At 69.2% G+C, this 17,906-nt stretch carries 20 protein-coding genes; 11 read left to right on the forward strand and 9 right to left on the reverse strand.

From position 1 onward, the window contains the following. Positions 1–60: 60 nt before the first annotated feature. Positions 61–576, forward strand: coding sequence for a LexA family protein (locus H8F25_RS16720; RefSeq protein ID WP_370525770.1), 516 nt, complete (start codon positions 61–63; stop codon positions 574–576). A 202-nt stretch (positions 577–778) separates the two neighbouring features. On the opposite strand, the gene H8F25_RS16725 is transcribed toward H8F25_RS16720, so the two are convergent. Then, positions 779–955 carry a hypothetical protein gene (locus H8F25_RS16725; RefSeq protein WP_197211375.1) on the reverse strand — a complete coding sequence of 59 codons (177 nt, stop codon included), beginning with the start codon at positions 953–955 and terminating at the stop codon, positions 779–781. 123 nt (positions 956–1,078) lie between these two features. On the opposite strand from H8F25_RS16725, the gene H8F25_RS16730 reads away from it, so the two are divergent. Then, on the forward strand, positions 1,079–1,378 hold the full coding sequence (locus H8F25_RS16730; protein WP_197211376.1) for a hypothetical protein: 300 nt from the start codon (positions 1,079–1,081) through the stop codon (positions 1,376–1,378). A 5-nt stretch (positions 1,379–1,383) separates the two neighbouring features. On the opposite strand, the gene H8F25_RS16735 is transcribed toward H8F25_RS16730, so the two are convergent. Further along, positions 1,384–1,602, reverse strand: a complete 219-nt coding sequence (locus H8F25_RS16735; protein ID WP_197211377.1) for a hypothetical protein — start codon at positions 1,600–1,602, stop codon at positions 1,384–1,386. Between the two features lie 468 nt (positions 1,603–2,070). Between H8F25_RS16735 and psbA the strand changes: the two genes are divergently transcribed. Together psbA and H8F25_RS16745 are read left to right on the forward strand one after the other, a co-directional pair. Beyond that, positions 2,071–3,150, forward strand: a complete 1,080-nt coding sequence (gene psbA, locus H8F25_RS16740) for a photosystem II q(b) protein (RefSeq protein WP_197210420.1) — start codon at positions 2,071–2,073, stop codon at positions 3,148–3,150. Between the two features lie 366 nt (positions 3,151–3,516). Then, positions 3,517–3,999: a cupin domain-containing protein gene (locus H8F25_RS16745; RefSeq protein WP_197214028.1), complete on the forward strand. Its 483-nt coding sequence runs from the start codon at positions 3,517–3,519 to the stop codon at positions 3,997–3,999. Positions 4,000–4,024: 25 nt separating this feature from the next. Here the strand turns inward: H8F25_RS16745 and H8F25_RS16750 are convergent, their stop codons facing one another. After that, positions 4,025–4,843, reverse strand: coding sequence for an exonuclease domain-containing protein (locus H8F25_RS16750; protein ID WP_370525900.1), 819 nt, complete (start codon positions 4,841–4,843; stop codon positions 4,025–4,027). A 629-nt stretch (positions 4,844–5,472) separates the two neighbouring features. Between H8F25_RS16750 and H8F25_RS16755 the strand changes: the two genes are divergently transcribed. From H8F25_RS16755 to H8F25_RS16765, 3 genes are all read left to right on the forward strand, one after another. Continuing rightward, complete coding sequence (locus H8F25_RS16755; protein WP_197211378.1) at positions 5,473–5,937, forward strand: peroxiredoxin; 465 nt, start codon at positions 5,473–5,475, stop codon at positions 5,935–5,937. A gap of 103 nt (positions 5,938–6,040) precedes the next feature. Continuing rightward, complete coding sequence (locus H8F25_RS16760; RefSeq protein WP_231597399.1) at positions 6,041–6,775, forward strand: DUF1350 family protein; 735 nt, start codon at positions 6,041–6,043, stop codon at positions 6,773–6,775. 141 nt (positions 6,776–6,916) lie between these two features. Further along, on the forward strand, positions 6,917–7,234 hold the full coding sequence (locus H8F25_RS16765; RefSeq protein ID WP_197211380.1) for a DUF805 domain-containing protein: 318 nt from the start codon (positions 6,917–6,919) through the stop codon (positions 7,232–7,234). Between the two features lie 94 nt (positions 7,235–7,328). Here H8F25_RS16765 and acs read toward each other — a convergent pair whose 3' ends face one another. Further along, positions 7,329–9,317 carry an acetate--CoA ligase gene (acs, locus tag H8F25_RS16770; RefSeq protein ID WP_197211381.1) on the reverse strand — a complete coding sequence of 663 codons (1,989 nt, stop codon included), beginning with the start codon at positions 9,315–9,317 and terminating at the stop codon, positions 7,329–7,331. Between the two features lie 194 nt (positions 9,318–9,511). Here acs and H8F25_RS16775 point away from each other — a divergent pair, with 194 nt between their 5' ends. After that, entirely contained in the window at positions 9,512–9,823 is a 312-nt protein-coding gene (locus H8F25_RS16775) for a hypothetical protein (protein ID WP_197211382.1), read from the forward strand. A 39-nt stretch (positions 9,824–9,862) separates the two neighbouring features. After that, positions 9,863–10,537 carry an HAD family phosphatase gene (locus H8F25_RS16780; RefSeq protein ID WP_197211383.1) on the forward strand — a complete coding sequence of 225 codons (675 nt, stop codon included), beginning with the start codon at positions 9,863–9,865 and terminating at the stop codon, positions 10,535–10,537. Positions 10,538–10,628: 91 nt separating this feature from the next. Here the strand turns inward: H8F25_RS16780 and sds are convergent, their stop codons facing one another. From sds to H8F25_RS16805, 5 genes are all read right to left on the reverse strand, one after another. Continuing rightward, complete coding sequence (gene sds / locus H8F25_RS16785) at positions 10,629–11,600, reverse strand: solanesyl diphosphate synthase (RefSeq protein ID WP_197211384.1); 972 nt, start codon at positions 11,598–11,600, stop codon at positions 10,629–10,631. A 24-nt stretch (positions 11,601–11,624) separates the two neighbouring features. Beyond that, the gene (gene murI / locus H8F25_RS16790; protein WP_197211385.1) at positions 11,625–12,497 is read right to left on the reverse strand and encodes a glutamate racemase; all 873 of its coding nucleotides are present in this window, start codon (positions 12,495–12,497) and stop codon (positions 11,625–11,627) included. Continuing rightward, positions 12,494–13,624: an N-acetylmuramoyl-L-alanine amidase gene (locus H8F25_RS16795; RefSeq protein ID WP_197211386.1), complete on the reverse strand. Its 1,131-nt coding sequence runs from the start codon at positions 13,622–13,624 to the stop codon at positions 12,494–12,496. Before H8F25_RS16795 ends, murI begins: the two co-directional genes overlap by 4 nt. 7 nt (positions 13,625–13,631) lie before the next feature. Then, a complete protein-coding gene (locus H8F25_RS16800) occupies positions 13,632–14,450 on the reverse strand; it encodes a carbon-nitrogen hydrolase family protein (protein ID WP_197211387.1) in 819 nt (272 codons plus the stop codon). 235 nt (positions 14,451–14,685) lie between these two features. Next, positions 14,686–15,441, reverse strand: a complete 756-nt coding sequence (locus tag H8F25_RS16805) for a 2-phosphosulfolactate phosphatase family protein (RefSeq protein WP_197211388.1) — start codon at positions 15,439–15,441, stop codon at positions 14,686–14,688. Between the two features lie 224 nt (positions 15,442–15,665). Between H8F25_RS16805 and H8F25_RS16810 the strand changes: the two genes are divergently transcribed. Together H8F25_RS16810 and H8F25_RS16815 are read left to right on the forward strand one after the other, a co-directional pair. Next, the gene (locus H8F25_RS16810) at positions 15,666–17,246 is read left to right on the forward strand and encodes a UbiD family decarboxylase (protein ID WP_197211389.1); all 1,581 of its coding nucleotides are present in this window, start codon (positions 15,666–15,668) and stop codon (positions 17,244–17,246) included. Continuing rightward, positions 17,246–17,746: an Rrf2 family transcriptional regulator gene (locus tag H8F25_RS16815; RefSeq protein ID WP_197211390.1), complete on the forward strand. Its 501-nt coding sequence runs from the start codon at positions 17,246–17,248 to the stop codon at positions 17,744–17,746. The genes H8F25_RS16810 and H8F25_RS16815 overlap by 1 nt, the downstream gene beginning before the upstream one ends. Positions 17,747–17,906 lie beyond the last annotated feature (160 nt).

The following is a 17,906-nucleotide window of genomic DNA, read 5'->3' on the forward strand; positions in this document are numbered from 1 at the left end:
TGTACTGATCGGCGGGTGGCTGGCGGCGTCCCGCCGCTGCGTGTGTCCCTGTCCCTTCCGGTGTCCGTGTCCTCTGCTCCCTTGCTGCTCTGGGGTCTGCCGGCCGGGCTGCCGGTGCCCCTGCGGGCCGAAGCGGAGCCCCATCTCTGCGCTCTGGCCGGAGAGGCCGTCGCCGCAGGCTTTCCCAGTCCGGCCGAGGACTATGTCGAGGCTCGCATCGATCTCAACCGGGAGCTGATCGCCTCGCCCCTGTCCACCTTCTTCATGCGGGTCTGTGGTGATGCCATGCGCGGCGATGGCATCGTTGATGGCGATCTGCTCGTGATCGACCGCAGCCTTGAGTCCCGGCCGGGTCGGGTGGTGGTGGCTGTCCATGCCGGCCGCTTCCTGGTGCGGCGCCTGGTGCGGCGGCGGGAGCGCCTGTGGCTGGAGGCCAGTGACGGCAGCAGTGCTCCCCTGCTCCTGCCCGCCGGCCTGGAGGAGGGTGGGGATCCGGAGCTGTGGGGCGTGGTCATCCACGCCGTGCATCACCTCAGCGGTCGCCGGACGACCGGCTCCGGTGGGATCGCGCCATGATCACGCCGGCGTCGGGACAGGAGGCGGCGTCGGGACGCGGGGCGGCGGCGCGCTGGGGGAGTGACCATGTCAGCGTCCGCAAATCTTCTGCGCTTCTGTCCGGGATTCGAGGGCGATGTCGGCAGGTCGTGCCGGGGTGGCGAGTGTCGATGGCCGGGCCTGGGCGCGCGGTCCCGTCGGGATCCGGCTCAGCCGATCCGTGTCAGGGGCTGATGCGGGGCAGGGGCGCGAGCAGGCCGCGGCGACGCAGCTCGTGGCGGAACTCCGAGGCCAGGCTGTGCCCCTCCTCCCGCCACAGGCGACGCAGATGGCCGAAAAGCATCAGGGCCCGCAGCGCGATCGTCAGGCAGACCAGCAACTGCAGGCAGAGCTTGAGCACAGTGGCGGGGAGGCGGTGGCGTCGAGAACGTGACGGCCCAGCCAGGGCGGAGAATGCCACTCTAGGTGCGGCTCGCGGGTCGTGCCCTGCCGATCACGCCCTGTTCCGGTTCCGTGGCGCCTGATGGCCGATCCCCTTCCTGAGCTCACCAACGCCGATCTGGAACTGTTGCAGACGGCTCTGGATCCACGACTGGATGGCTTCGGGGATGGCGGGACGTGCCTCGACGATGCCCGAGCCTTTCTCGAGCGCCTCGGTGGCGATGGCCGCATCAGTGACACCCTTCAGCACTGGCTGAGCAGCTGGCAGGCCGCCGGCGGCAACCGCGACACGCTGCGCCTGATGGTGAGCACGCTGCTGGCGGAACGGGGCGCCGGGCCCGAGACAAGGGACCAAGGGCCGGAGCCGGACGTCGAATCCTGAACGGATCAGGGGGTCTTCGCCCTGCGCCGGCTCCAGACCCCCTGGGCCGTGGAAAACAGGGAATGCTGCAGGTCCCCCATGAACCGCATCACCCGTCCCGGCGGCGTTCGGTCATGGCCGAGAAGGTCGGAATACAGGCCGGCATGGCAGAGATCCACCAGCAGGGCCACTTCCTCGGAGGACAGACACAGCAGGTGTTCGTCGTCGTGATGGATGACTTTCACCGCAACCTCCCGAAGGAAAAAGCGAGAAACAACTGTAGAACCTTTGCTCAGACCCCCGGGGGCGACCTGCTGACGACAGCGGCGCCGGCGCCATTGATCGGGGGAGACGGCAGGCAGGGTGCAGAGTTTCAGCGTTCGCGCCTGGCTGGCGTCAGGGTCTGGAGTGGAGCGATCGAGGCTGTCAGCGATCGAGGAGGATCCGGCGGGAGCGCCGGTCCGGCGTCAGGCCCGAAGCCGCGAGCGGGACACGGGAGCAGCGGCCCGATGGAGATCCGCCAGTGGCGGAACTGTGGCATCCCCTGCACAGCCATGGGGTGTCCGGCGCCGCCCGCGTCCTGAGCAAGCCTGCATCGGCGACGGGGTCGGCCGACCTTTACAAAACGGCAAAGAGCCGTTACATTCCTTCTTGTCGGCGCTTGCCGGCTCTTCCTAAGTCCTTGATCCGTTGACGGATCGAACCCCGTTCTCATGACCGCCACTCTCCAGCAGCGCTCCGGCGCTTCCGGTTGGCAGCAGTTCTGCGAGTGGGTCACCTCCACCAACAACCGCCTCTACGTGGGCTGGTTCGGCGTGCTGATGATCCCCTGCCTGCTGGCCGCCACCATCTGCTTCGTGATCGCCTTCATCGCTGCTCCCCCTGTGGACATCGATGGCATCCGTGAGCCCGTTGCCGGCTCGCTGATGTACGGCAACAACATCATCTCCGGCGCCGTTGTTCCTTCGAGCAACGCCATCGGCCTGCACTTCTACCCCATCTGGGAAGCCGCCAGCCTTGACGAGTGGCTGTACAACGGCGGTCCTTACCAGCTGGTGGTCTTCCACTTCCTGATCGGCGTCTACGCCTACATGGGCCGTGAGTGGGAACTCTCCTACCGCCTCGGCATGCGCCCCTGGATCTGCGTTGCCTACAGCGCCCCTGTGGCTGCTGCTTCGGCTGTGTTCCTGGTGTATCCCTTCGGTCAGGGCTCCTTCTCCGACGGCATGCCCCTCGGCATCAGCGGCACCTTCAACTACATGCTGGTGTTCCAGGCTGAGCACAACATCCTGATGCACCCCTTCCACATGCTGGGTGTGGCCGGTGTGTTCGGCGGCAGCCTGTTCTCCGCCATGCACGGTTCGCTGGTGACCTCCAGCCTGGTGCGTGAAACCACCGAGTCTGAGTCCCAGAACTACGGTTACAAGTTCGGCCAGGAGGAAGAGACCTACAACATCGTGGCTGCCCACGGTTACTTCGGTCGCCTGATCTTCCAATACGCCTCGTTCAACAACAGCCGCAGCCTGCACTTCTTCCTGGCTGCCTGGCCTGTGATCGGCATCTGGTTCACTGCCCTGGGCGTGAGCACGATGGCCTTCAACCTGAACGGCTTCAACTTCAACCAGTCGATCCTTGATTCGCAGGGTCGTGTGCTGAACACCTGGGCGGACATCCTGAACCGCGCTGGTCTGGGCATGGAAGTGATGCACGAGCGCAACGCTCACAACTTCCCGCTCGACCTGGCTGCTGCTGAGGCCACGCCTGTGGCGCTGACCGCTCCGGTCATCGGCTGATCCTCGGGATCTTTCCGACCCTCAACGCTCTGTTGAGTTCAGGCCCCCTCCTCGGAGGGGGCTTTTTGTATGCGGACGAAGGCAGCAGTTGGCAGCTGGAGCGGTGGAGCGGGCGTGATCCCGCGGCCCATGGGTGCCTGACGGCTTCCCCGCATGGGGCCTATTCCATCGGTGGGGACTCGGCCTCGGACCCTGGGAAGCTGCGCTCGGGAATCGCTGCATCTGGCTACACTGCCGCCGAGGTTTGTGCGAGCAGCCGGGCCCCTGCATTGCGGGGGTCTTTTTTTCTCACGCATCTGCCAGGCCACCGTTGTTCCGGTTCCGTCCTCGCCATCGTGAGCGGTCATCGTGCCCTCCCCAGAGCTCATGACCGTGGAAGCGCTGATTCGCCGCTATCGCCTGGAGCCGCACCCGGAGGGTGGCTGGTATCGCGAACTGCATCGCAGTCGAGAAGCGGTGAGCCGCGCAGATGGTCAGCGCCGTGCTGGCCTGACCGCCATCCTGTTCCTGCTGCCTCAGGGTGAGATCAGCCGCTGGCACCAGGTCTGCGGCGCCGATGAGAGCTGGCATCACGCTGGTGGTGCTCCGCTCGAACTGCTTTGCCTGCCGCCCGAAGGCGGCGCGCTGCGGCGCCGGCGTCTGGCGACTCAGCTGGTGGACCTGGCTGACGAAGAAGTCATGCCTCTGGCGATCGTGCCGGCTGGCTGGTGGCAGGCCGCCTACAGCCTCGGGGCCTGGAGTCTGGTGAGCTGCTGCGTGGGGCCCGGCTTCGATTTCGCTGACTTCACCCTGCTGCGCGATCTCCATTCCTCGCAGCATCCCGGCGGCGCGCTGCCGGCCTTTCTCTGAGGGGACGGGCGAGTCGGGGAGAGCTTCAGGCGCTGCGGCGCCACTGCGGCGCAGGCAGCTCTCCGCGTGGCCGTGCCGGTTCCTCCGCTTCCACCGGATCGACCGGAAAGGGCAGGGCCGCGATCTCTCGTTCGCTCAGCCGCCGGCTCCAGGCCTTCGGCACCGGTTCGTTCCAGCGGAAGCCCGCATCCTTGGCCAGCTGTCGCTCGTCGTAGGAGAGTCGGGCCCGCACCAGCCGGCGCGGTTCCAGGGCCCCCTGCAGCAGGGCTTCAAGCTCATCGCACCGCTGGAACACCTGCACCAGATAGATGCAGTCGGTGAGAGCACGATGGGCGGCCCAGACGGGCACCCCATAGGCCAGGGCCAGATCACGCACCGAGGGTGTGGGCCGCAGTTGACGCTCTGCCGGCCACCGGATGTCCTCCATCGAGCAGATCCAGGGCTTGCACAGGGCCGGCAGTTCGCCGTTGCCGAACCACTGGCGATCGAAGGCGGCGTTGTGGGCGAGCACCGCATCGGCGTCCGCCACCATCGCTTCGAAGCAGGCCAGTCCGCTGCGCCAGGGCTGTTCCAGCCGGCTGACAGCCGCCGGGATGCCATTGATCGCCTGGGCTGGGTTGCGGTCGCAGGGCAGCAGGAACGACACCTGCATCAGCACCGAGCGACTGGTCACGTCGAAGAGCACGGCGCCGACCTCGATGCACTGCCCCTGCTGCGGGCTCAGAGCTGTGGTTTCGGTGTCGAGGATCAGCAGCCGCTCGGGGCAGGTCGGAAGGGCGGGCGTGTCGCTGAGACCGGGCAGCGGCGGCAGTGACGGAGAGCGCTTCGTGAGCGGGCTGTGAATCTCCGCGGGGGAGGCTGCAGCTGCCCTGTCGCTGGCTTCGGCCTCCTCCCTGTGCCCCCTGGCATCGGCGGGAGGGGCTTCCCCATGCCGCGGATCTTCGGGTTCCTCGGTTGCGGCCAAGGACGCCGGAGGCCAGGCAGCGATGGCCGCACCTGTGTGCTGAGACCGGCTGCTCGGCTGGTGGACGGGGAGCGCCGTGCCATCGGCGTCCGCCTTCATGGCGGCACCAGGGGGAGGTGTCGCCGGCGGTTGGCTGGGCTGCGCGGGCGCTTGCGTCGCTGTGACCAGTTCGAGCAGATCGCTCTGCTCCCAGAGGCTGCCCTGCTCGTTGCCGCTGTGCATCGCCGTCCCCTGGCTCTGCCCCATCGTCCCAGGCGCGCCGGGCCGCCGCCAGGCATCGACCGCCGGTTACGCGCGCCTGGGCCGTGGCAGGTCGCTCATCTGCCCGGGGGCCGCCTTCGGCGCTGTTGGGGAGTGATTCACACTCCAACTCCGGTGCCGGCATGGGTTGCCCTGTGCCGGTGGCCCTGGTGTGCCGCGGTTGCGCTCTGGAAACGCCGCTGCCTGGCCTCGGCTGCTCTCCTGGCCGTTCGTCTCTTCCTAGGGTTGGGCTCGTTCTGTTGCGTTTCATGGCTCTGGCCCCCGGTGACCGCGCTCCCCTGATTTCGCTCGAGGACGCCCAGGGCACCGAGCGGCGCAGCGATCAGCTGGGCGGTCGGCCGCTGGTGCTGTTCTTCTATCCCAAGGACGACACCCCCGGCTGCACCGCCGAGGCCTGCGCCTTCCGTGACAGCTACGCCGATCTGCAGGCGCTTGGGGCCGAGGTCTGGGGTGTCAGCGGTGATGATGCTGCCAGCCATCGTCGCTTCGCCGAGCGCCATGGCCTGCCCTATCCGCTCCTCGTGGACCGCGGCAATGCTCTGCGGCGTGCCTTCGGAGTGCCCTCGGTGCTGGGCCTGCTGCCTGGCCGGGTCACCTACGTGATCGACGGCCAGGGCGTGATCCGCCATGTGTTCAACAACCTGCTCGATGGTGCGGCCCATCGGCGTGAGGCGCTCGAGGCGCTGCGGCGCCTGCAGGGGCAGGGTGGCTGAGGCGACCTGGACGGCCGCTCCTGGGCTAGCCCCGGCGGAACCCTCCTGGCGACAGCGTGGGGCGCTGTGGTGCCTGAGCCCGAGGCCCGGCTCGTTGCGTGGCCTGATCGAATTCATCGGCGGCAGCTATCTGGCGGCCACGCCTCAGGTGAGCTACCGGCGCCTGCTGGAGGCGCTGTCGGCCCTTGGCTGGCAGATCCATGCCTGGAGCTATGTGCCGGGTTTCGATCATCAGCTGCAGGCCAATGAGGCCTGGCGGTTGTTTCGCCAGGAGCGACAGCGCTGGCTCGAGAGCCACAGCATGGATGTCTCCCGCCAGTGCCGCCCAACGGCGGGCCTGGAGGCAGGAGCCTCCCGCGGCGCCGGCCCTGCCGTTCTCAGGCTGGGCCACAGCCTCGGCTGCAAGCTGCATCTGCTCGCCCCGGACGCCGGCCGCGGTTGCGACGGGCTGGCGGCACTGGCGTTCAACAACTTCAGCGCCGAGCGCTCGGTGCCGCTGCTGGCTGAGGTGGGCCAGCAGTTCGGCTTCCGCAGCGAATTCAGCCCCTCGCCGGCCGAGACCCTGCGGCTCGTGAGCGGTCAGTATCGCCAGCCCCGCAATCTGCTGGTGCGTTTCGATCGCGACGGTCTCGATCAGAGCGGGCGGCTGCTGGCGGCCCTGCGTCAGCGGTCTGAGGATGCCAGCCAGTTGCTGGAGCTCCCGGGTGATCACCTCACTCCGGCCAGCGCCGGTCTGCGTCGTCGCCTGCTGGGTGAGTGGGCCGATGACCCGTCCCGTCAGCGTCAGGTGGATGGGCTCGCGCGGCGGATCGAGGCGTGGTGGGAGCGCTCGCCGTAGGGCGGATCAGGGCGGTGCCGATCATGTTGTGCGCGAGGTGCTGTTGTCAGCGTCAGAGCACCATGAATATTTGCCAAAAAGCCTGGTGCGACCACCTTCATGCTGCTCTATTTAGCCGGAGTCTTCCCGATCCTCTCAGTCATGATCGATGCCTTTGTGTCTGGCTGGCAGCGCTCCTTTGACTACGAAGGACGTTCCAATCGGCCAGATTTCTGGTGGTTTTACCTGGCTGACAGCATTCTCATCCTGATCCTGCTGGTGCTGGGGCTGTTCAATGAGCTGTTGTTCAAGCTCTACATCCTCTATGTCATCGCCCAGATCTTTCCCTCCCTCTCTCTGACCGTGCGCCGGCTGCGCGATTCGGGCAAGCCATGGCCCTGGATCTTCATTTCACTGGTGCCGTTCATCGGTGGGATCTGGCTGATCGTGTTGCTGGCTCAGCCCTCTCTGCCGGTCTGATCGCCGAGCAGGGACCGCCCCACCAGGGTGACCGGACACGCCGGAGCGGGAGAGTTCCCGGCTCCGGCTTTCAGGTGGCAAGGTCGGCCCTGCCTCACACCCGCAGGGCATCGAGCACGGAGCGGTCCTCAAGCGTGGAGGTGTCGCCGCTCACCTCCTGGCCGGCGGCCAGGGAGCGCAGGATGCGCCGCATGATCTTGCCGCTGCGGGTCTTGGGCAGGGCGTCGGAGAAGCGGATCACATCGGGGCGGGCGATCGGGCCGATCTCCTTGCCCACATGGCTGCGCAGCTCGCCGATCAGGGCCTCGTCGCCGCTGCGGCCGGCTTCGAGGGTCACGAAGGCCACGATCCCCTCGCCCTTGAGCTCATCGGGCCGCCCCACCACCGCGGCCTCGGCCACGGCCGGATGGCTCACCAGGGCGCTCTCGATCTCCATCGTGCCCAGGCGGTGGCCGCTCACGTTGATCACGTCATCGACGCGGCCCATCACCCAGAAGTAGCCGTCGGCGTCGCGGCGGGCGCCATCTCCGGCGAAGTACAGCCAGCTGCCATCGGCGGGTCGGATCTCCTCCCAATAGCTCCTGCGGAAGCGCTCGGGATCGCCGTGCACGGTGCGCATCATCCCCGGCCAGGGACGCCGGATGGCCAGATAGCCGCCCTGGTCGGCCGGCTGCGAGTTGCCGTCGTGATCGACGATGTCGGCGAGGATCCCCGGCAGGGGCAGGGTGCAGGAGCCGGGCTTGGTGGGAGTGGCTCCGGGCAGCGGGCTGATCATGACGCCGCCGGTCTCGGTCTGCCACCAGGTGTCCACCACCGGGCAGCGGTCGCCGCCGATCACATCGCGATACCACATCCAGGCCTCAGGATTGATCGGCTCACCGACGGTGCCGAGAATCCGCAGCGAGCTCATGTCGTACTGATCCGGCACCTCACGGCCGCTCTTCATGAAGGCGCGGATCGCCGTAGGGGCGGTGTAGAAGATCGTGCAGCGGTGCTTCTGGATCACCTCCCAGAAGGCTCCCGGTTTGCTGGGGCGGGGCGCGCCCTCGTACATCACCGTGGTGGCGCCGTTCGAGAGCGGTCCATAGACGATGTAGCTGTGCCCCGTGATCCAGCCGACGTCCGCGGTGCACCAGTGGATGTCGTCCTCACGGATGTCGAAGATCCACTGGAAGGTGAGGTGGGCCCACAGGTTGTAGCCGGCGGTGGTGTGCACCACCCCTTTGGGCTTGCCGGTGGAGCCGGAGGTGTAGAGCACGAACAGCCGGTCTTCGCTGGCCATCGGCTCCGCCGGGCATTGCGGGCTCTGGGCCTCCACCAGCTCATGCCACCAGGCATCGCGGCCCTCCTGCATGGCGCAGTCGCCCCCGGCACCATCGAGACGGCGCACCACCAGGACCTTCTGCACGCTGGGGGCCCCGCCTTCCGCTGCGAGAGCCTCATCCACCGCCGGCTTCAGCGGCACGGGCCTGTCCTTGCGGAAGCCGCCGTCGGCGGTGATCACCAGCTTCGCCTCGCCATCGATGAGACGATCGCGCAGGGCATCGGCCGAAAAGCCGCCGAACACCACCGAATGGGGGGCACCGATGCGGGCGCAGGCGAGCATCGCGATGGCCGCCTCCGGGATCATCGGCATGTACAGGGCCACCAGGTCGCCCTTGCCGATTCCCAGATCCTTCAGGGCATTCGCCGCCCTGCACACCTCGGCGTGCAGCTGGCGGTAGGTGAAGCGGCGCGTGTCCCCGGGTTCCCCTTCCCAGATCAGGGCCATCTTGTCGGCCCGTGGCCCCGCGAGGTGACGATCGAGGCAGTTGAAGCTCAGGTTGGTGGTGCCGCCCTCGAACCAGCGGGCGAAGGGCGGGTTGCTCCAGTCGAGCACCGTGTGGAACGGCTCGAACCAGTGCAGTTCCTGACGGGCCAGATCGCCCCAGAAGCCGTCCGGATCGCTCTGGGCCCGTTCCGCTAGGGCGCGGTAGGCCTCCATCGAGCCGATGCGCGCCTGCGCCGCCAGCTCGGCCGGCGGATCGAAGCTGCGCTGTTCCTGCAGCACCGATTCGATCGTGGGGGCGATGGGCTCGCTCATGGAGGGCGCTGGGCGCGGACGGCGTCCCAGCATTGCGCACGATCCCAGACGTGCCAAGGAACCTGCCGTGCTCTCCGCTGGCCGCGGCTCGGCCGGATTGGCGGGCATCAGCAGGCCTGATCGGAGATCGGAGGTTCCGCGCTTGGCAAGGGCCTGGCGCGGCATTAGCAGAGGGGGAGTGGCAGGCATCGGACGTGGACGAGCAGCCGATCACCCCCCATGCCGGACCGGTGCTGGATGCCCAGGGCAACCTCACCTACATCGGTGTGGACGGCCGCCGCTATGTGATCGGCCTGCCCCCCGAGATCGATGAGGCCAGCCTCGAGCGGGTGATGACGCTGCTGCGCCGGGGCAACGCCGTGTTCCACGAGATTGAGCGCCTCTGCCACCGCTGGATCTCCGAGGTCACCGGGCCCGATCTCGACAGCCGCGCTGCCCTGGTGCTGCTGCTCACCACGATGGAGACGGCCCTCGAGGAGTGTTATCCCGAGTCGGATACGCCCTGACGCCTGCTCCCCCGATGGCCGCTCGGGCAGGCTGGGGGGATGAGTGCCCCTGCCGCCTGCCTGTTCGACCTCGATGGTCTGCTGCTTGACACCGAGCCGCTGCACAGCCTGGCCTGGCGACAGGCGGCCGAGCGTTTCGGCCTGCAGCTGCCCGACGCCGAGCTGATGCGGCTGCGGGGCCGGCGTCGTCTCGACAATGCCCGCCAGGTGATCACCTGGATCGCGGAACGGGTCGGAGCACCTCCGACGGTGGAGGAGCTGCTGGCCGTGCAGCAGCCGATCGCCCGTGGCCTGCTGCCCCGGGCCGAGCCCATGGAGGGGGCGCCGGAGCTTCTGCGGCAATGCCTTGAGCGGCAGGTGGCGATGGCGCTGGTCACCAGCAGCAGCCGTGAATCCCTTGCCCTCAAGACCGCCGGCCATCCCTGGCTGGAGCTGATCGAGCTGCGCATCGACGGCGATGACCCCGACCTGAAGGCCGGAAAGCCGGCGCCCGATCCCTTCCTGCTGGCGGCCGAGCGGCTGGGGGTGAGCCCCGGGGACTGCTGGGCCTTCGAGGATTCACCGGCCGGGGCGATCGCGGCGGCGGCGGCCGGCTGCCGGGTGCATGTCCTGGTGCCGCCAGGACTGTCGCCCGAGGAGCGCCAGCGGCTGTATCCGGGTGACTGGATCTTCCTGGAGAGCCTGCGCGATCTCGCGTTCGAACGGCGCGCCTGATGACGATGGGCTCTGCGCCCGGGACGGAGCTCCAGCAGGCGGCTGAAGACTGCCGGCTCCGGCTGCGCGGCAGAGCGATGGTCGTGAGGCTTCAGTACAACCGGCTCAGCACGAACTCCGGCAGGGCCCGCAGGGCCGATCGGGGCTCGGAGGCGGGCAGCCAGGTGATCGCCTCATGGGCCTCGCGGGCGAAGCCCTCCGCCAGGGACCGGGCGCGCGGGATCGCCTCGCAGCCACGCACCAGTGCGAGGGCCTGTTCCAGATCGCCCGTCTCGCTGAACTCACGCTCGATCAGGCCGGCCAGGGCGGGACGTTCCTCCAGCGCGAACAACGCCGGGGCGGTGAGGTAGCCGGAGGCCAGATCGCTGGCGGCTGGTTTGCCCAGCTGCTGGTCGCTGCCGGTGAAGTCGAGGATGTCATCCACCACCTGGAAGGCCAGGCCCAGCTGGCGGCCGAAGCGGTAGAGATCATCGAGGCGCTGGCCATCCAGACCGGACAGCACGCCGGCGGCGCGGCAGCTGTTGGCGATCAGCGAGGCCGTCTTGCAGTAGCTCTTTTCGAGGTAGGTCTCGAAGCTCTGGCCGGTGTCATAGCGGAACAGCCCCTGCTTCACCTCGCCATCGGCGAGGTCCATGATCACCCGCGACAGCAGCTTCACCACCTCGAGATCGTCGAGGTTGGCCAGATGCCAGCTGGCCTGGGCGAACAGGAAGTCACCGGCCAGGACCGCCACGCGGTGGTTGAAGCGGCTGTGCACCGTGGCCACACCGCGACGGGTGTCGGCGCCATCCACGACATCGTCATGGACGAGTGAGGCGGTGTGGATCATCTCGGTGATCTCCGCCAGGCGCCGGTGACGGGGGCTGAGGCCGCCGTCCGGGGCGATCGCGCGTGACAGCAGCAGCACGATGCCCGGCCGCAGGCGCTTGCCCCCGGCGGCGAACAGGTGCTCAGCCGCAGCCTGCAGGATGGGGTGGCCGGCGCCGATCAGGGAGCGCAGATCGGCCAGCAGGGCATCGAGGTCGGCCTCGACGGGTTGGAGCAGCTCTGCAACCGTCGACACGGGGCCTCCAGGGTGAGCGTGATCCTAGAAGGGCTGCGGCGGCGACTGCAGCCGCAGGGGCTCCGCCTCGGAATCGCGAGGGGTGTCCGGCCGCCAGGGAACCGCCTGACTGGCGGCGTCGATGCCGATGAGATGGCTGGCGTCGCGGTCGAAACAGGCCGCCTGGCCCGTGGTCAGGAAGCGGTGCTCCACCCCCCGCCCGGCCGGAGCCTCAAGGTCATGGCGTTTCAGCAGGCAGCCCAGGTGGCGTGCCACGGCCGGCGCCGGATCGATCACGGTCACCTCCGGTCCCGCCAGGCGGCGGATGGCATCGATCACGAACGGGTAATGGGTGCAGCCGAGCACGATCGTGTCGGCACCGGCCGCCAGCATCGGCTCGAGGAAACTCCGCAGCAGCGCATCGGTGTCGGCCCCTTCCGGGATCCCCGCCTCGACCAGATCGGCCAGGCCCAGGCACACCTGCTCGACCACCGTCACCTCGCCGGCATGGCGTCCCACCGTGGCTCGGTACAGCTGCCCCTGAAAGGTGGCCGGTGTGGCCATCACCCCCACCACGCCGGAGCGGGTGAGGGCCACGGCGGGCTTCACCGCCGGCTCCAGCCCCAGGATCAGGTGGCCGGGGAAGCGCTCGCGCAGGTGATGCAGCGCCACCGCCGAGGCGGTATTGCAGGCGACCACGATCGCCTTGCAGCCGGCTTCCACCAGACAGGCGCAGATGGCTTCGCTGTAGAAGCGGATCTCGCGGCTATGGCGGCTGCCGTAGGGGACATGGGCCCTGTCGGCGAAGTAGAGGGTGGATTCATCGGGCAGCTGGCGCACGATCTGGCGCCAGACGCTCAGCCCTCCCACGCCTGAATCGAAGATGCCGATCGGTGCCGCGGCTGCCGGCGCCGTCATGGATTGAGGTACTCCAGGATCGCGGTGGCCACCGCCAGAGCGAGCCGGCGGCGGAAGTTGGGATCGGCCAGCCGCGGGGCGTCGATCGAGCCGGTGACGAAGCCCATCTCGGCCAGTGCCGAGGGCATCGTGGTGCGACGGATCACGTAGAAGCGTCCTGGCCGGGCGCCCCGGTCGGGAGTGCCGGGCGAGACGGCCATCAGCTGCTGCTGGATCACCGACGCCAGGCGCTGGGAATTGCCTCCCTGGAAATAGAAGGTTTCGACGCCGTTCACATCGGGCCTCGACATGCTCAGGGCGTTGGCATGCAGGCTCACAAACAGGTGGGCGCCGATGTTGTTGGCCAGAGCCACCCGCGGCGGCAGGTCGACGTCCACCTCTGAGGTGCGGGTCAGCGAGACGCTCACCCCGCGGGCCTGGAGCAGCTGGGCCACCTGCAGGCCGACATCGAGCACCACGTTGGTCTCGCGGAGCCCGCCGATCCCCACGGCGCCCGGATCCGGGCCGCCATGGCCGGGATCGATCACCACCCGGTAACGGCCGCGCGGTACCGAGGGCAGACCGGCGGGGTTGAGCGGCAGCGGGGAGGTGGTGCGGCCGCTGTTGCCGAAACCGCTGCCGGTGTTGCGGCTGATCCAGCCGCCGCTGCGCACCGGGGCGTCGAAATCTCCCTCACCCACCGCCAGCAGCGAGCGGCTGGGCAGGCCCTGGAAGTCCATGCGCCAGCGGTCGCGGGCGGTTCCCACCAGACGGAGCTGGCGTGGGTCGAGGCGGGTGCCGGGCTGGAACTCGAGCACCAGCCGGGTGGTGCCGGGATCCGGCTTGCCGATGCGCACCTCGCGCAGCACCCCTCCCGCCGGCACCGTGCGGGTGCGGCTGGGGGCGCCGGGCAGGTCAATCCAGACCCGTGGTCCCTTGCCGGGCGGTCCCTCCTCGAAGAAGGCCTGCACCTGGATTCCGGGGGCGGTCCGGATCTCGAGGCTGCCTTCGCGGTTGAAGCGCCAGGCGGACAGGCTGCTGCCGGCCCAGGCGGGCAGCTCGGCCAGCAGCGTCAGCAGAGCGACCAGCAGGGCGGAGCGGCCAGCGGTGCGCAGGCCGGTGCGGCCGAAGCGGAAACGGGGAATCATCGGCCGCTCAGAACAGCGCCGGCCGGCGATGCTGCAGGCTCGGCATCTGGGCGCGGATGCGCTGCCCGTGGGCAGTGTCCACCGGTGCCATCGTCAGGCCCGGAGCGGTGCCCGCATCGGCCAGAACCGTGCCCCAGGGATCGATCACCAGCGCGTGGCCGTGGGTCTGGCGGCGGCCGTAGTGGAGGCCGGTCTGGGCGGGGGCGAGCACATAGGCGGTGTTCTCGATCGCCCGGGACTGCAGCAGAACCTGCCAGTGGTCCTTGCCGGTGTAGGCGGTGAAGGCGGCCGGCACCATCAGCAGCTCGGCGCCGGCTCCGGCCAGGTGGCGGTAGAGCTCCGGGAAGCGCACGTCGTAACAGATGGACAGGCCGATGCGGCACAGGCCGGGCACGTCCACCACAGGCGGCAGCGTCGAACCCGGCTGCACGGTGGCCGATTCGCGGTACGGCACCCCGTCGGGGATGTCGACGTCGAACAGGTGGATCTTGTCGTAGCGGGCCAGCAGCTGACCCTCCACCCCCACCAGCTCGGCGCGGTTGTAGGTGAGGTTCTCGCCCGCCGGTACCGGGAAGCCGCCCCCCAGCAGGGTCACCTGATACCGGCGCGCCATCGTCACCAGGAAGCGGCTGCAGCGTTCGGCGAGGGCCGGGGCCAGGGCGATGCGCTCCTGGTCATCGCCCATGAAGGCGAAGTTCTCGGGCAGCCCCACCAGTTCGGCGCCGCGGCGTGCGGCCAGCTCGATCAGCTCCTCGGCCGCCGCAAGATTGGCATCGGGATCCGAGGTGCTGGTGAGTTGCAGGGCTGCGGCCAGAAAACTGCTCACCGACCATCCGGATGCGACCGGCGAACTGTAAGGGCGTGACCCCGGCCAGGCCAGGGCCAACCTTGCGCCGGCCCGCCAAGGACCGGTGCGGCAGGAGCCGGGACGCCGGGTGACGCTGCGGGCCTGCACCGAGCCGATCCAGCAGCCCCCGGCTGCCGCTCGGTTGCGCTCGCCAGCACCCCATCCGCCGGTGCCGACAGAACTCCCCTGGTGCAGCCGGCCGGCAGCCGGGAGCTCAGCTGGCCCGCAGCACGCCCGGCTCGGCCTGGATCGGCACGATCTGCAGGCTGTCGACGGCGCTGCAGCAGGTGAAATCGGCGTCGTGGTCACCGATCCCGATCAGCCGCTGGCCGTGGCTGGCGGCGCGCAGGCAGGTCTCGGTGTCGTGGCGCCACTGCTGCCACAGGGCCAGGGCGGCCAGCATCTCGTCGTTGGCGCAGTGCACGCCGCGGTGGGGACCGACCGCCAGCTCGATCGCCGCCGAGGCCACTGCCCCGGCTGCCAGGCTGTCCTCCAGCGAGTAGTCGCCCTCCCAGCCGCTGCCCACGATCCAGACCAGCTGGCAGTCGCGCTCGATCAGCCGCCGGGCCACGGCGGTGCGGTTCGGCAGGCAGGCGGTGAGCAGCAGTGGCACCTCGCGCACGGCCGCCAGGGAGCGGGTGCCGTTGGTGGTGCTCATGAAGATGCGCTTGCCGCCCACCACCTCCGGTGTGACCGCCAGCGGGGAGTTGCCCAGGTCGTAGCCGTCGACGCGCTTGCCGCCCCGCTCGCCGGCCCGCAGGCGCTGGTCGGCCGGCCAGGCGGCGGCGGCGGCCTCGAGTTCGGCCAGATCAGCGAAGGCCTGGATCGCCTCGGCACCGTTCTGCAGCGACCAGGCGATCGTGGTGGTGGCCCGCAGCACGTCGATCACCACCGCTCCATCGGGGCCGCCCTCGCTGGGGGGCCGCACCGGTGGCACCGCTTCGGAGGTGTGGAAATAGGCGATCTGCATCGGTGCCTGGCGCGGCGGACTGGCTGCGAACCCTAGGCAGGCGCTGCAGGGCGCGATTCCAGCGCGGGGCACGCGGCTCGGGAGGGGAACCGCGCCGTCAGCCGTTGCTGCTCCGCGGCACTGAGCGCGTCCGCTCGCGTCCCGCCCGGCCAGCGCTGCGGCCCCGCCGGCCGGGCAGGCACTTGCGCCACAGTGAGCATCCCCCCGGCCCTCCGCCCGCTGCCATGACCATCGCTCCGGCCGCGCCTGCGCTCACCCGCCGCAGCCGCCGCGATCTGCGGGGCTTCCTGGAGCTGCTCGAGCAGCGGGGCCGGCTGCGGCGCATCAGCGCTCCGGTCGATCCGGATCTGGAGCTGGCGGCAATCGCCGATCGGGTTCTGGCTGCTGGGGGACCGGCGCTGCTCTTTGAGAATGTGATCGGCTCCACCATTCCGGTGGCGGTCAACCTGCTGGGGACCCAGGAGCGGGTGCTCTGGAGCCTCGGCATGGAGCGGCCCGAGGAGCTGGAGGCTCTCGGTGAGAAGCTGGCGCTGCTGCAGCAACCCCGCCCGCCCAAAGGCGCCCGCGAGGCCGTGCGCTTCGGCTCGGTGCTGCTTGACGTGCTCAAGGCGCGCCCCGATCTCGATCTCACGCCACCCTGCCGCCAGCAGGTGTTCCGGGGGGATGAGGTCAATCTCGACGCACTGCCGCTGCTGCGGCCCTGGCCCGGCGATGGCGGCCGGATCATCACCCTTGGTCTGGTGATCACCAAGGACCCGGAGACCGGCACGCCGAATGTGGGGGTGTACCGGCTGCAGCAACAGTCGATCAACACCATGACGGTGCACTGGCTGAGTGTGCGCGGCGGCGCCCGCCACCTGCGCAAGGCGGCGGCCATGGGCAAGAAACTGGAGATCGCCATCGCCATCGGCGTGCATCCGCTGCTGGTGCTGGCGGCGGCCACACCGATTCCGGTGCAGCTGAGCGAATGGCTGTTCGCCGGCCTCTATGCGGGCGAAGGCGTGCGACTGGCCAAGTGCAGGACCGTGAACCTGGAGGTGCCCAGCCACAGCGAACTGGTGCTGGAGGGCACGATCACCCCCGGAGAGGAGCTGGCCGACGGGCCCTTCGGCGACCACATGGGCTTCTACGGGGGCATCGAGGAGTCGCCGCTGATCCGCTTCCAGTGCGTCACACAGCGGCGCGATCCGATCTATCTCACCACCTTCAGCGGCCGCCCCCCGAAGGAGGACGCGATGCTGGCGATCGCCCTCAATCGCATCTACACGCCGATCCTGCGCCAGCAGATCCCGGAGATCGTCGATTTCTTCCTGCCGATGGAGGGGCTCAGCTACAAGCTGGCGGTGATCGCCATCGACAAGGCCTACCCGGGGCAGGCGAAGCGAGCGGCAATGGCCTTCTGGAGCGCCTTGCCCCAGTTCACTTACACCAAGTTCGTGGTGGTGGTGGACAAGAACATCAACATCCGCGATCCCCGTCAGGTGATCTGGGCGATCAGCGCCCTGGTGGATCCGCAGCGTGACCTGTTCGTTCTGGAGGACACCCCCTTCGACACCCTCGATTTCGCCAGCGAGCGGCTGGGCCTGGGCGGTCGCCTGGCGATCGACGCCACCACCAAGGTCGGCCCGGAGAAGCGCCATCCCTGGGGTGAACCCCTGAGCCGTCCAGTCGCGCTGGAGCAGCGGCTCGATGCACGCTGGGCGGAACTGGGCCTGGCGGATGTGCAGGGGAGCGAGCCGGATCCGGCCCTGTTCGGCTACACACTCGAGCACGTTCTCGAGCGGCTGACGGGGATGCGGACCTGATGTTGAGCCGCGCCGCCGCCATCGCCCTGCGGGCTTTGGTGGAGCTGGCCCGTGAGCCCGCCCTGACGCTGTCGGTGGCGGAGCTGGCAAGGCGGCAGCAGCTGCCTCAGCCCATGCTGGAGCAGATTCTGTTGCGGCTCAGGCGCGCCGGTGTGGTGGAGGCCCGCCGTGGCCGTCAGGGCGGCTATCGGCTGGCGCAGCAGGCCGAGATGCTGCCGCTGGCCCGGGTGCTGGAGGCCGTCGAGCTCCCGCGCGCCAGGCCGCAGGCCCACGCCGGGACGCCCCCCCTCGCCCCGCTTCGCACCGCGCCACTGGTATCCGAAGAGCCGGGGAACAGCCTCGGAGCCTCCGCCGGCCATCGGGTGGAGCAGCAGCTGCGGCGTCGGTTGGAGCGTCTCGTGCAGCTGGAGCTGCAGCGCCTCACCCTGGCGGAACTGCTGTACGACCAGCGCAGCTGGGAGGCCAGCCTCGGCCCCGAAGGAGGCGTGATGCTCAGCTGATTCGCATGGCCTCCTCGCTCGCATGCTCCACGAACGCTCACCCAACGACCAGCTGCGCCTCGATCTGCTCGAGGCCTGAAGGCCGGATCGACACTTGAGGCGGGATGGGCGTGGGGTGTGTCCCCTGCTCGATACAGTCGCGCTCACCCGCCCTTGCCGC

The sequence above is a fragment of the Synechococcus sp. CBW1004 genome (assembly GCF_015840715.1).
GTDB lineage: Bacteria > Cyanobacteriota > Cyanobacteriia > PCC-6307 > Cyanobiaceae > Cyanobium.